Annotated in this window: 11 protein-coding genes; 6 read left to right on the top strand and 5 right to left on the bottom strand. The window is 41.3% G+C overall.

Annotated features, from left to right (window positions below; all coding sequences use genetic code 11):
- Nucleotides 1-8: 8 nt before the first annotated feature.
- On the bottom strand, nucleotides 9-188 hold the full coding sequence (locus BLW54_RS20345) for a hypothetical protein (RefSeq protein ID WP_139254061.1): 180 nt from the start codon (nucleotides 186-188) through the stop codon (nucleotides 9-11).
- A gap of 86 nt (nucleotides 189-274) precedes the next feature.
- Between BLW54_RS20345 and BLW54_RS01745 the strand changes: the two genes are divergently transcribed.
- Together BLW54_RS01745 and BLW54_RS01740 are read left to right on the top strand one after the other, a co-directional pair.
- Complete coding sequence (locus tag BLW54_RS01745; protein ID WP_074733088.1) at nucleotides 275-2,791, top strand: bifunctional 2',3'-cyclic-nucleotide 2'-phosphodiesterase/3'-nucleotidase; 2,517 nt, start codon at nucleotides 275-277, stop codon at nucleotides 2,789-2,791.
- Nucleotides 2,792-3,250: 459 nt separating this feature from the next.
- On the top strand, nucleotides 3,251-3,703 hold the full coding sequence (locus BLW54_RS01740; protein ID WP_074733087.1) for a recombinase family protein: 453 nt from the start codon (nucleotides 3,251-3,253) through the stop codon (nucleotides 3,701-3,703).
- A 118-nt stretch (nucleotides 3,704-3,821) separates the two neighbouring features.
- Here the strand turns inward: BLW54_RS01740 and pdxA are convergent, their stop codons facing one another.
- The 4 genes from pdxA to BLW54_RS01720 all read right to left on the bottom strand — a co-directional run bounded on the left by pdxA (nucleotide 3,822) and on the right by BLW54_RS01720 (nucleotide 9,077).
- Nucleotides 3,822-4,820 (bottom strand): 4-hydroxythreonine-4-phosphate dehydrogenase PdxA, encoded by a 999-nt coding sequence (gene pdxA, locus BLW54_RS01735; protein WP_074733086.1) that lies wholly within the window; start codon nucleotides 4,818-4,820, stop codon nucleotides 3,822-3,824.
- A complete protein-coding gene (locus tag BLW54_RS01730; protein WP_074733085.1) occupies nucleotides 4,810-6,114 on the bottom strand; it encodes a four-carbon acid sugar kinase family protein in 1,305 nt (434 codons plus the stop codon). The genes pdxA and BLW54_RS01730 overlap by 11 nt, the downstream gene beginning before the upstream one ends.
- A 28-nt stretch (nucleotides 6,115-6,142) precedes the next feature.
- A complete protein-coding gene (locus tag BLW54_RS01725) occupies nucleotides 6,143-7,147 on the bottom strand; it encodes a 2-keto-3-deoxygluconate permease (RefSeq protein WP_035518863.1) in 1,005 nt (334 codons plus the stop codon).
- A gap of 184 nt (nucleotides 7,148-7,331) precedes the next feature.
- Nucleotides 7,332-9,077 (bottom strand): sigma-54-dependent Fis family transcriptional regulator, encoded by a 1,746-nt coding sequence (locus BLW54_RS01720; protein ID WP_035518865.1) that lies wholly within the window; start codon nucleotides 9,075-9,077, stop codon nucleotides 7,332-7,334.
- Nucleotides 9,078-9,362: 285 nt separating this feature from the next.
- On the opposite strand from BLW54_RS01720, the gene BLW54_RS01715 reads away from it, so the two are divergent.
- The 4 genes from BLW54_RS01715 (at nucleotide 9,363) to BLW54_RS01700 (ending at nucleotide 13,500) form a co-directional block, all read left to right on the top strand.
- On the top strand, nucleotides 9,363-10,298 hold the full coding sequence (locus tag BLW54_RS01715) for a 3-hydroxyacyl-CoA dehydrogenase family protein (RefSeq protein ID WP_035506423.1): 936 nt from the start codon (nucleotides 9,363-9,365) through the stop codon (nucleotides 10,296-10,298).
- A gap of 24 nt (nucleotides 10,299-10,322) precedes the next feature.
- Nucleotides 10,323-11,084, top strand: coding sequence for an SDR family NAD(P)-dependent oxidoreductase (locus tag BLW54_RS01710; protein WP_074733084.1), 762 nt, complete (start codon nucleotides 10,323-10,325; stop codon nucleotides 11,082-11,084).
- Nucleotides 11,085-11,131: 47 nt separating this feature from the next.
- A complete protein-coding gene (gene hisD / locus BLW54_RS01705) occupies nucleotides 11,132-12,406 on the top strand; it encodes a histidinol dehydrogenase (protein ID WP_074733083.1) in 1,275 nt (424 codons plus the stop codon).
- 80 nt (nucleotides 12,407-12,486) lie between these two features.
- Nucleotides 12,487-13,500, top strand: coding sequence for a LacI family DNA-binding transcriptional regulator (locus BLW54_RS01700; protein ID WP_035506418.1), 1,014 nt, complete (start codon nucleotides 12,487-12,489; stop codon nucleotides 13,498-13,500).
- Nucleotides 13,501-13,620 lie beyond the last annotated feature (120 nt).

Below are 13,620 nucleotides of genomic sequence, written 5' to 3'. Positions count from 1 at the left end.
ATAACTTCTTAAAGCAGCTGATACTCTATTGGGTGGACGGCTTGTTGTAATTGAAGGTGCCCATTTAATTCTTCTACTTTGTTGTATGTAGAGAGAGGTGAAGTCGGTAGCTTCTCTAAGACTTTTTCCTCTCTTACAGTAAAGGACACTTGGTTTAGTTGGAGTTTCAGGATCTTCTTTAAAGGCATACAATTCTTTTCATAAGGTGATAAAATAATAGAAGAAACATCAAGATTTTACATAAAAAATCCATTTAAGAAGGGAAGATGTGATAGTGAAAAAGAACCAAAAGCAATGGTGGCTCCGATCGGCACTCGGTCTTGGATTGGCTGCTTCAGTGGTATTTCCGTCAGCGGTAACGGCGGAAACAGATGAGGATGTTGTTGATTTACGATTGATGGAAACGACAGATTTGCACAGCCATGTCATGAACTATGATTATTTTTACGGTCAACAAGATGATACGGTTGGTCTTGTCAATACAGCGACATTGATTAACAAAGCGAGGGATGAAGTTTCTAACTCTCTGTTGTTTGATAATGGAGACTTGATTCAAGGAAACCCGATGGCGGATTATGTCGTCGATCGAAATGTCCTTCATGAGGAAGGGAATATCCATCCTGTCTATAAAGCCATGAATCTATTAGACTACGATGCCGGGAACTATGGAAATCATGAGTTCAACTATGGGCTGGATTTTCTTAAAAAGGCGATGGCGGGTTCGGACTTTCCCTATGTGAATGCGAATGTATATCAAGCGGATGGCAGTGATGAAAATTATTTTGATCCGTATGTGATCCTTGATCGCGAGGTGGTCGACCAGGATGGTGAAACCCACACGATCAAAGTGGGCGTCATTGGTTTTGTTCCTCCACAAATTATGACCTGGGATAAAGATCATTTGGAAGGCCGTGTGACGACCCATGATTTGAAAGAAACAGCAGAGAAATTCATCCCCGAAATGAAAGAAGCTGGGGCGGACGTGGTTGTCGGGATTGCTCACTCCGGTCTTGGTTCGGCAGAAGAATATGTAAAAGGAGCAGAAAACCAAACGTATCAGTTGTCTACGGTCGATGGCTTTGATGCTTTGCTTTTCGGCCACTCCCACCAAACATTCCCTAGTGAGGACTATGCTTCCCTCGATGGCAAGCATCACATCGATTTGAGCAGAGGTACGATCAACGGAGTTCCGACAACTCAGGCCGGTTTTTGGGGATCTGATTTAGGAATCGTCGATTTACAGTTGGAGAAGACTGATGGGGAATGGGATGTTGTTCAAGGACAGTCAGAAGCACGCCCAATCTATGATTCTGAAACTGGAGAGGCACTGGTGGATCCAAATCAAGAGATTGTCGATGCCGTTAAACATGACCATGAAGAGACGAAAGATTATGTAGCGACTCCTGTTGGAGAGACGGAAACACCATTATACAGCTACTTTTCACAGGTCTTGGATGATCCAACAGTTCAAATCGTCAATGATGCGCAGAAGAGTTATATTGAAACGTATATTCAAGGGACAGAATTGGAAGGATTGCCGGTGCTTTCCGCTGCAGCTCCGTTCAAAGCCGGGCGGGATGGAATCGGTGATTATACCGATATTCCAGCAGGTGGTTTAGCGATTAAAGATACGACTTCTCTCTATAAGTATCCCAACACTGTTCGAGCAACCAAAATTAACGGAGCACAAGTGATCGAGTGGCTAGAGTGGAGTGCCGGTCAATTTAATCAGATTGATCCAGCTGCAGAAGAAGCCCAGCAACTAGTGAAAGAAAATACAAGTACAGAACCAGGGTTCCCAAGCTACAACTTCGATGTCATGGATGGGCTTACTTATCAAATCGATGTGACAGAACCAGCGCGTTACAACAACGATGGTGAAAAAATCCATGACAGCCATCGTATCATGAATGTAGAATTCAATGGCGAACCTATCGATCTTGAGCAAGAATTTTTAGTAGCGACAAACAATTACCGAGCTTCCTCCAAATTTGCGAATCCGGATGGTGACAATGTCGTGATTGAATCCCCCGATGAGAATCGCCAAGTCCTCGTCAATTATATTCGTGAAAATGGAACAATTAATCCACAAGCGGATGGAAACTGGTCTTTTGCGCCGATCGAAGGGGATGTGACTTTAACGTTTGAATCCTCTCCGGAAGGCCAGGGTTACGCGGAGGAAGAGGAAAAGGTCACCTATCTTGAAACGCAATCCAATGGTTTTGCTCAATATGCCGTGGAATTGTCTGAAACAGACGAAACGGTATCCTTCCCTGATGTTCCTGAAGGGTATTGGGCGGAAGATGAAATAAAGGCATTAGCGACAGATGGAGTGATCAAAGGGTATCCGAATGGAAACTTCGGACCCGAGGACAAATTGACTCGTGTTCAATTTGCGATGCTGCTTACAAGAGAACTAGGTTTGACGGCTGAAGGGGAGAGTCCGTTTAAAGATGTCCCTGAGAGGTATCAAGAAGAAGTGACCGCGGCCTTTGAACATGGGATCGTCAAGGGTGTGTCCTCTGATCGGTTTGATCCTGAAGCTTTAATCAACCGCGAACAAATGGCGGCTATGGTTGTCCGAGCGTATGAATACCAAGCTGGCGAAGATTATGTTCCAACCGGTGACCTTCCCTATGAAGATCAAAATCAAATCCGAATAGGATTTGTGGATGAGGTTGCGGCCGCTTATGAGCTTGAGCTCATGATTGGTATACCAGGGAATAAGTTTGCACCAAAAGGAACAGCAAGCCGAGCGGAAGCGGCTACGGTCGTACATCGTTTGAGGTGAATAAAAGGAGGAAGAACATGAGGTGTTTCTTCCTCCTTTTTTATGTTCAGTGTGATGAAGAAAACTCTACATATTTGGGATATTCTATAACCGTCGTTCGTTTACTGGTTCAACTTTTGGATAAGAAGAGGGGGACTGCCTCCCTTTTTTTATGAGAGCACCGAGGTTCTTAGTTACATAGGTTTCTTTCGGAATTGGTATAAACCATTTGAAAAAAAGGGTGAGGAGAGTCAGCTGATTGTTATGGATCTATTGGTAGATGAATAACTAGGTTCTACGAGGATAGACATTCTCAGATGTGAACATAACCCCATGAATCCTGTTTGTAACGAATACAATAGAAGCTAATAGGGCCATACTAGCATATGAATCCAGCGTATTGGATGCCTATGCTTTTTTTGTGTTTGTGTGACTTTCACTTTGTGAAAGTTATTATCTGAAACAGGATGTGGCCAAAGGATGGAAAATGTATTTTTATATTACAGGAAATCTATTGATTTTGGGAACTCATGGTCTCCAGTCCAGAGAATTGTTCACCAGGACAAAGTATTGTTTCATTATTGTTCATCAAATAACCTAAAGGTCATCAAAAGGTTCAGTGATTTAGGATATTTAGGATCTCCATTTCAACGTCCTGAATTGCTCCAGATCAGTAAAATACTAGAAAAGCCGAAGAATAAGGTCGATTTGCTCCTATTTCACAGTATTGCGGGTTTGAGAACGGAGATGAAAGCAAATGCTGATTTGCTTTTAGAAGTGGTAAAAATCATAGAAAATATTCATTTTTACAGAGAAGAACTGACGTTGGATTACGAGAGGCTAAAACTATATTTGAAGGGTTCGGAAGGCATGGAATTATATACTCAGGAATCAACTTTTTCTCTTCCCTCTGATAAGAAAGAAGAAGCGTGAGAGTATTGCCCCATGGTCTGGAAAATTACCAATCAGGAGACTTCTCATATAATTAATAACGGTTAAAAAGCACCTCCATCCATCAGGGAGGAGGTGCTTTCAAATGGAAACGTTATTGTTATTTAGGAGCAAGCTCAATAGCTTGCCTCATCGCCTCTAACATACTCTTTTCATCAGCGATGCCCTTTCCGGCAATATCAAAAGCTGTACCGTGATCAACGCTTGTTCTTATTATAGGCAGTCCTACTGTTATATTGACTCCAGCATCTAGGCCGAGCACTTTAATAGGGCCGTGGCCCTGGTCATGATACATGGCTACGACAATATCGAAGTCTCCGCGTACCGCACGGAAAAATAAAGTATCTGCAGGCAATGGACCCTGAACCTCTATCCCTTCCTTTTGAGCGAGTTCTACGCCTGGGATTACTTTTTGTTCCTCCTCTCCATATCCGAAGAGTCCGTTTTCGCCTGCGTGCGGGTTGATTCCGCATACCGCTATTTTAGGTACTGCAATACCTGACTTATGGAGAGTTTCATGAGCCATTTTTATGACATCATACACTCGCTCTGGTTCAATGCGATCAATAGCATCTTTCAATCCTATATGCGTGGTTACGTGAATGACTTTCAGCTTCGGTGAAGATAACATCATAGAGAAGTTGTTCGTATTTGTGAGTTCAGCCAGAATTTCTGTATGTCCTGGATACAGGTGTCCGCCTTTATGCAAAGCTTCTTTATTTAGAGGAGCTGTACAAATGGCACTAATCTTCTTCTCATTCGCCAATTCAATGGCCGTACGCAAAAATTCAAAAGCCCCATGTCCTGCCTCACTGGAAACTTGTCCATATGCCAAGTCCGCAGGTAAGAGGTCAAGGTCCACACAATAGACCATGTTCTCATCTTCCATTTCAGAGAATTCAACATTCCTGTCTACTTTTTTAAACGTAATAGAAGAATGTAATAGTTCAGCTGCCCGTTTAAGGATTTTCAAATCCCCGATAACTACCGGAATGGATTGTTCTCTCAATTCCTTATTCTCCAAACTCTTAATAATGATTTCAGGGCCTACACCAGCAGCGTCCCCCATCGTTATGCCAATGATCGGTTTATTGCTCATTTGTAACTGCTCCTTTCATCTTCTTCATTGCATGGTAAATGGAAGCCTCAGTGCCAAACGCCCCAGCCTTTGTGACGACTGGGACAGATGGTGAGTCTCCAATCAATTCGCCTACAGGGATCCCTGCATCAAGCTGATGACTCAGCCTTATTCCCGTCGCCCCTAAAGCTTTGGCTACATCTTTAGCGGTGTCGCCTCCTGTCAAAACCAGAGCGGCAACAGATGTATGACTTACCACTTTTTCCGTCATACGGCTCAAGGCTTCCGATATCTTTTTTCCTATTTGAAAGGAATTAAGGCCGATCTCTGCCGCTCGCTTTTGTACGCTTCTGCGAATGTCCTTATGGGAAGGTACATAGAAAATAACGTCTTCTCCATTAGTTAAGTGCTCCAAAGCTTCCTTGATATAAAAATCTGCTTGATTTCCCCAGTCATTATAGAAAATTCTCTCGGTATCGATTTCTACGGACTGGATATCCTTTTGTCGGATAGCATAGTTTACTTGCTCCTGAGTCGTCTGAGATAAACTGCCACAAACACCTAAGACAGGGCCATTGGTTTGTTTTCTGTCCTCTATTTTTCTTCTGCTTTCTATATCTAATACAGCAGGCAGTGTTTCCGCTAAACCAGCGGATCCGCTCCAAATAACCTTGTGGCCGGAGCGGTGGATTCTAGTAGCTAATTTTATTAAATCTTCTTCTTTTGATGCATCACACACCAGGTATTTAACACCTTTATCTATAAATCTATTTATTGTATTTAACCATTCGTCGTCTTTTTTATTTAAGAGTGTTTCATCAATAACAGCTGTTTTTTGACCTGTTTCTTTTTCCAGGATACTAGGAATATAGGATTCTGTAACAGGGTGTTTAGGGTCATGGGCCAATTCTGTTTTACTGACAGGTATCCCTTTCATGTAATGAATTCCATCCCGTGTTGTTCTGCCGTAAGCGGGGAAAGCTGGAGCTACAACGGTGAAGGCAGGTTTAAACACTTCACTTATAGCTTGCAATTCGTATCCAATATAACCTCTGAGCGTCGAATCCATTTTTTTATAGATCTGTTGGTATCCTTTTTCAGCCAAAAATTCAGCTGCGGCTTTAGTCTGCTCATAGGCTTCTTCTTTTTCTAATGCCCGTGAGTCTGTATCGATTACAATAGCCTCATCTAATTCATTGGGCTCTTCAGGAATCTCAAAGTAAACAGAAGTTGGAAGTCCCTTCTCTTTGAGTTGAATCCCACTATCATTGGCACCTGTTAAATCATCTGCAATCATTCCAAAACGAAAGTTCATGACAAATCCCCATTTCTAAAAAAACTATCTAGGCTGTGGCATGCTTTTCGGATTCTGTTTGGTAATCGTCCGGAAGAGTAACCCCTTTCCTTTCCAGGCGTTTAACTAAAAATCCAATATATATAGGCAGAAGAATCGCAGTCGTAACCGTAGACGCTGCTACTTGGACTGTTGCTACATCCACCAAATTAGCAAAACCTGCATTTGCTGAGGCAATTGCTGCAGGGGTAGCTACTGCGTTTCCTGCTGTTGATCCTTCAGCTGCGCCAGCAATCGGATTCCATTTGAAGGCTTTAAAAGCAAAGTATCCTGCCGTACCTGTTATCAAGGTTGTCGCAACACCAAGAACAATCCCAGGAATACCACCTTCAATGATTTTAGCGAAGTCGATTCCCATTCCAAGCGCGAACGCGAAGAAAGGAATTAACATGGAGCTGCCCTGATCCAAAAACTTACGCATCTCTTCATCAAGGTTCCCAAGCACCATCCCAACAGCGATCGGTAATAATACAGCGATGAATGATGTCAAAGAAAACAAACCGTCCACAAAGCCCATGGCACCAAAAATTGCAAGAGCTACCATCGTAAAGAAAGGACCATCATTTAGAGCAAGTAAAGAATAGGCTGCTCGGTCTGTCTTGTTTCCGTATTGACCTACAACCGCTATATATAAACCTCCATTACTGTTTGTCATGGCTGCAATAATGGCAATCGGCGCAAGTCCTAACCATAATCCATTTTCCCCAGCGAACGCGTAGGCAAGCATACCGAAAACAGCCCCTACAACCCATTTGACTGTTAAAAGAGTCGCACCTTTTCCGAGACTGACACCGACTGTCTTTACGTTGATTTGCGCACCTGTACAAAGTAAAAACAAAGCAATTAGTGTCCCGGCCCCATCAACAAACAAGGCTTGAGTGAAATTTCCGATTCTTAGTAAGTCCGGCGCTACTGTGTTTAAAATAGCTGCTAAAATAAGTGGGACAACCATCATTCCCCCAGGAATTCTCTCCAAAGTTGCCTTAATTTTCATTTTTACTCCTCCTACCATACCATTTTGTGTTTCAAAATTAAACATATATTAAAATATAAAGCGATTACACTGAATATAATAACGCTTACAATTTACTTTTGCAACGATTTTGTTCTTTTTTTAAACGATATAAACTATTTTTTATATGTACTGTTGCTTTTTTAAACAAAAAGAAAGCGCAAACTTATGAGTTAAGTTTGCGCCATAATGTAGTGCGGTTTATTCCTAACCGCTTCGAGACTTTAGATTGATTGTTATTCTCTTCTTGCATCACTTGCATGATTATTCGCTTTTCCATATCTTTCAATGTTCCTTGGACAGGAATAGAGTGGTTAAGGTCCTTTTGTTCCAGAGGGTCCCTATAGATGATTGTTTCGACATCTTTACGTTCAATAAAAGAGTTGTTCGTCATCGCCATTAATTTTTCAATCGTTGTCTTTAATTGATCAATGTTCCCAGGCCAATCATGAGTCATTAGCTCTTGCACGGCTTCTTCACGTATTCCTACTGTTTCAGATCCGTAGTCGATATGATTTTGAGCGATGAAAACTTGAACAAGACTTTTGATGTCTTCTTTTCTTCTTCTTAAAGGGGGGAGGTGGATGCGAGCCCCTGGCACGTTATAATACAAAGAGTGACTTAATTGTCCCTCTTTAACCAGACTTTCCACATTATCGGGAGAGAGGAGGATGGTCTGATACCTTTCAGAAACATCCTGAACGAACGCTTCCGCGCGCTCCTGCTCATATTCATTTATTTTATGGATGTTATGGAATACTACGGTTCCCTCTTCAGGCAAACGCTCAATATTTGAGAAAAATAAATCCTGTAGTTGGTCCATTGAAACCTTCATAAGATTTACAGATACGAGAGGAGCTCGATGCTTAAACCTCTCGAAGTGAAGGTTTCCGGCATATGTCATTTTACCTGTCCCCGGCTCTCCCTCGATCCAAAGGGGAGAATTCATACTGGCATAACGCTTTATATTGTTTCTTAATGAAACAGCTGTCGTGCTTTGTCCAGGAATACTCTTATGAGATAAGTTTGGGTAGAACTTCACGCCCTCTTCCTTTTGAGTAAAATCATTGTATATCAAAATATTTACATAATCCTTCTCACTTTTTAGAGGATAAGCGACTAGAAAATAACGTTTAGTTTGATATTCGATCGGCTTCCAAACTTTCTCTTTTCCTCTAGCAACTTCCTCTATAAGCGCCATTACCTCTACATGCTCGACGAACGAATGATCCAGCATTTCTCTAAACTTTTTATTTTTAAAGACAAGACCACCATCTTCCTGGACCGTGATCAATGGACGTGGAAACCTTTCAAGAGCATCAGAAAAGATCTTTGCTTGTGACTGCATTTTTTGAAGTAAGCGATATAATCGTTTCGCTTCATCAAAAGCTTCCAGCACAGCCTCTTTTCCAGAAGTGATTAAAATCCCTTGTAATCCGATCTTTTCTGCTTCATGAACAGTAACTACGTCTCCGATGACAACTGAAAAACCTTCCGTTTTCAGTTGTTCCAATTTTTTAGTTACTTCATCGCTATTTGTTATCGTAATGGTCCTTAGATCCATGTCTAAAATACTGCATATCGTGGAAGCACCTCTTGATATATTAGAGAAACCGACCAATGCCGCTTTTCCGTTCGTACCTTTCAGCAAGGTTAAAATTCGTAAGATATCATAGCCACTAACTTTAATATCTACCACAGGAATGTTGATTTTTCCTTGGATTAAGCTCGCTGTACCACCTCGGCTAATGATAATGTCATAACCATCCACCTCCGCTTGTTTCGCGATGCCCACACCATCTTCTAAATTCCCTAACCTCACATCAACTTTGAAATTATTATCAGTATCTTTATAATTTTTAGCTATTTCCGCAAGCCCCTGGTAGGGTGCAATAAGAAGTGCTTTAATCAATTTATCCCCACCTCAATCGTTGCATAATTAAACACTTATATCTTTTCACATTGTCGCCAAAGAAGCAATATGCTAATCGACAATTTTAAATGGAAGATTCGATCTTAACAACTAGTAAGTTGGGGGAACATACCATTTAAAGGAAAGGGAAGTAGAAAAACACCATTTATATCTAAAAGTATGTTTCTATTTACTTAAATTTTAAAAAATTATGAAATAAAGCGTTTACAAAAAATAACCCATCGTTTACCATAGTTTTTGCATACGTATTCAAGGAGGGTGGAAATGGGAGAAATTGCAGTGATCGGTTGTGGAACAATGGGGCATTCTATTGCACTAAATGCCGCTTGGGCAGGCTATGACGTAAAACTGTATGGGCTTAATGAGGATGTCTTAAATCAGGGCTGGAACGATATGATGGATAAAGCAGATGTGCTGATTAAGCATCATATGATCAATAGTCACGAATTGGAGAAAATAAAGAGTCGAGTAATCACAACGGTTTCTATTGAGCATGCGGTTGAGCAGGCAACCTTCGTGATTGAAGCCATTCCGGAAGATATCAACCTTAAAAAGAATCTATTCAAAGAGCTCGATCAGCTTTGTAATACAAGTGTTGTTCTTGCAAGTAATACATCAGGCCTTAGTCCGACGGAAATTGCTTCTGACATGTCTCATCCAGAGCGAGCCATTGTTACACACTTTTGGAACCCGGCCCATCTCATTCCCCTAGTCGAGGTGGTCCCGGGTGAGCAAACTAGTGGACATACGATAGACCATTCTATGAAACTAATGTCCCAAATGAGTAAAAAGCCAATCAGGGTAAATAAAGATGTTCCAGGATTTGTGGGGAATCGCCTTCAGTATGCCCTCTTTCGTGAGGCCCAACATCTATTAGAAGAAGGGATAGCCTCAAAAGAAGATGTAGATGCTGCTATAACGTATAGCATTGGAAGAAGATTACCTAAAACCGGCCCATTTATGACAGCAGATATGGGTGGTCTTGATGTCTTTACTGCCATATCAAACTACTTGTTTGATGATCTGAGCAAAGCAAGTTCGTCTCTTACAACCATCAGTCGTTTAGTAGAAGAGGGAAAACTGGGTGTTAAGTCTGGAGAGGGATTCTACCAATGGGACCCTTCCTTTTCTGAAAAAATTAATGGGGAAAGAGAGAGGGAACTTATACATTTTCTGAAACAGGATTTAGATATTGAGTAACCATGAAAGGAGAGCTGGTTTCAAGTGAATTACTTTCCTGACCTGAAGAAAAAGGCGGTTATTGTTACTGGTGGAAGTAAGGGGATTGGAAAGAGCATAGCCCTAGCTTTTGCCGAGCATGGTTCAAAGGTGGTCATTGTCGGCAGAGATGAATCATCCCTGATTGAAGCGACAAATGAACTAAAAAAACTTCATATGGATTGTTCGTATATTACCGCAGATTTAACGAATGTTGATGAGATTACGCGAATGATTGATCAAGCTGTAAGTCGAATGGGTGCACTGGATGTGCTGGTTAATAATGCGGGGATAAATATTACAAAGCCAGCTCTACAAATAAATGAGGAAGATTGGGATCAAGTCCTTGATATAAATCTGAAAGCCTCTTTTTTCTGCAGCCAAAAAGCTGCAGAATACATGATTCCAAAAGAAAGTGGAAAGATTGTTAACATTGCTTCCCAGATGGCGTTTGTAGGCTATTGGAATCGTGCTTCTTACTGTTCCAGTAAAGGCGGAATAGTTCAGTTAACGAAAGCACTTGCAGTTGAGTGGGCCGAGCATGGGGTGAATGTGAATGCAGTCGCTCCAACATTTATAAAAACAGAGCTGACAGAAAAAATGTTTAAGGATAAAGCCTTTGCAGAGGACGTCTATAGGAGGATCCCTTTAGGAAATCTAGCTGATCCTCAGGATGTAGCTGGTTCAGTACTCTATCTTTCTTCAAATCTAAGCAAATTTATTACAGGAGAAACGATTAAAGTAGACGGTGGTTGGACAGCTATTTAATTTTTAAATTAATTTGCATACGTATTCAAAGATAGGAGTGAATCGAAATGGCAACATATATAAAAAAAGGTAAAAGTGAACAAGAGTTGCAAGAAACAAGTGAAAAGGTACAAGAGGCTGTAGCCGGGATAATCAAAGATATTGAAGCAAATGGTGATAAAGCTGTACGTGAATTGTCTGTACAATTCGACAAGTGGTCACCGGATAGCTTTCGTTTAACAGATGAACAAATCAGAGATGTTGTAGAATCAGTGGATGACTCGGTCAAGGAAGACATTAAATTTGCTCAAAAACAAATTAGATTTTTTGCCCAAAAACAGAGGGAATCCATGAAGGATATTGAGGTAGAAACCATACCAGGAGTCACCTTAGGCCATAAAAATATCCCTGTAAATAGTGTAGGCTGTTACATTCCAGGTGGCCGTTATCCTATGGTTGCTTCTTCCCATATGAGTATTTTAACAGCGAAAGTAGCAGGGGTTAAAAGGGTCATTGCTTGTACACCGCCTATCAATGGTGAAATTCCATTAGCGACCGTTACGGCGATGCATTTAGCAGGTGCGGATGAGATTTACATTTTAGGGGGAGTTCAAGCGATGACGGCTATGGCTGTAGGTACGGAAACCATGGACTCTGTTGATATGATTGTCGGACCTGGGAACGCATTTGTAGCCGAAGCAAAGCGCCAATTGTTTGGGAAAGTGGGAATTGATTTATTAGCAGGACCTACGGAAACATTGGTCATTGCTGACGAGACTGCAGATGGGGAAATGATCGCAACGGATCTCCTCGGTCAGGGTGAACATGGCCCAACTTCCCCAGGAGCTCTAATTACGACTTCTGAAAAGATGGCAGAAGATACATTGAAAGAGATTGATCGTCAACTAGAGGTTCTTCCTACAGCTGATATAGCGAGAATTTCCTGGGAAGACTATGGCACGATTTTATTAGTGGACAGTCTTGAGGAAGCCGTAGTAGAAGCCGACAAACTTGCTTATGAACATGTCGAGATTTTAACGAAAGATCCAGATTACTTTCTTGAAAACATGACAAATTACGGTGCGCTCTTCTTAGGACCTGAAACCAATGTTGCATACGGGGATAAAGTAATAGGGACGAATCATACCTTACCAACTCAAAAGGCGGCTAAGTACACAGGTGGTCTTTGGGTCGGTAAATATATTAAAACCGTTACCTATCAGAAAGCTACCCCGGAAGCCAGCGTTGAAATTGGTGAATATGCTGAACGCTTGTGTGAACTTGAAGGTTTTATGGGGCACAAGGAACAAGCTTCCCTTCGGGTGAGAAGGTATAAAAAATAAGAATGATCACGATTTATGATTGAAAAGGTGCTAGATGATTGCTATTATTTTCTGTCTAGAAAGGCAGGAGGTTTTAAGTAATGGATAACAAAAAAGTGACTGCCACGGATGTTGCTCGGCTGGCTGGAGTCTCCCAGTCGAGTGTATCCAGGGTGTTTAGTAGTAACAGTTCAAGTGTTACAAAGGAGAAGAGAAAAGCAATTATTGAGGCGGCCAATAAACTGGGGTACCAACCAAACGCGATTGCGCGGGGGTTGATCACAAATAAAAGCCATATCATTGGTATTGTTATGCGTGATATTAAAAACCCATTTTACCCAGAAGTATTGGAGAAGTTTTATTCGAGATTAACCGATATAGGTTACCAGGTGATTTTTATCAATTCAATGAATCACCAGATTGAGGAAGATGAAATCAGCAGGTTAATCGAATATAACGCAGAAGCTGTAATCATAACAGATGCGATTTTAACATCATCTGCTGTAGAACGGTTTGTGCGAAATAATATTCCTATTGTTTTATTTAATCGATATATACCAAATTCCAAATGTAGTGCTGTATCGTGTAAAAACTATGAGGCGGGTAAAGCGATCGGTAAATACCTTATAGAAAAAGGTCACCGCAATCCAGCCTTTATATCAGGACCGTTTAACACATCGACAACCATTGATCGTCAAAGGGGCTACCAGGAAGCACTGTCTGAAGGAGGGATCTCTAAATTAATCATTGAGGATGGGAAGTATACCTATGAAGGCGGCTATGAAGCAGCTGCGAATCTCATAAGAGATCACAAAAATTTAGACAGTATATTCTGTGGAAATGATATATCGGCTTTTGGGGCCATTGACGCTATTAAAGCTGCTAATAAGCTTGTCCCAGAGGATATATCTGTCATAGGCTTCGACGATGTTCAAACATCTAAATGGTTTCCCTATTCCCTGACTACATGGAAGCAACCCGTAGATGAAATGGTTGAAAAAACAATCAGCATCCTAATGAACGATTTAAATGGGAAGAGCAAGACTCCTGAAATCGTTGAATTAGATGGACACTTGGTCACAAGAAATTCTGTGAAAGATAGAACCGATAAATAGATATCATTAAATAAACAATGGAAATCTTGCCTCTTTTATTGTAAGCCTTTTCAAATCTCGATAAGAGAAAAGCTTTTTACTGGGCTTAACTAAGGGTATTAAATAGACCCTGAAAAGAGG

It is taken from the genome of Halobacillus karajensis (assembly GCF_900108515.1).
GTDB classification, from domain to species: Bacteria; Bacillota; Bacilli; order Bacillales; family Halobacillaceae; genus Halobacillus; species Halobacillus karajensis.
Note: the sequence above shows the minus strand (reverse complement) of the source record. Positions and strands in the feature narration are given on the sequence as shown.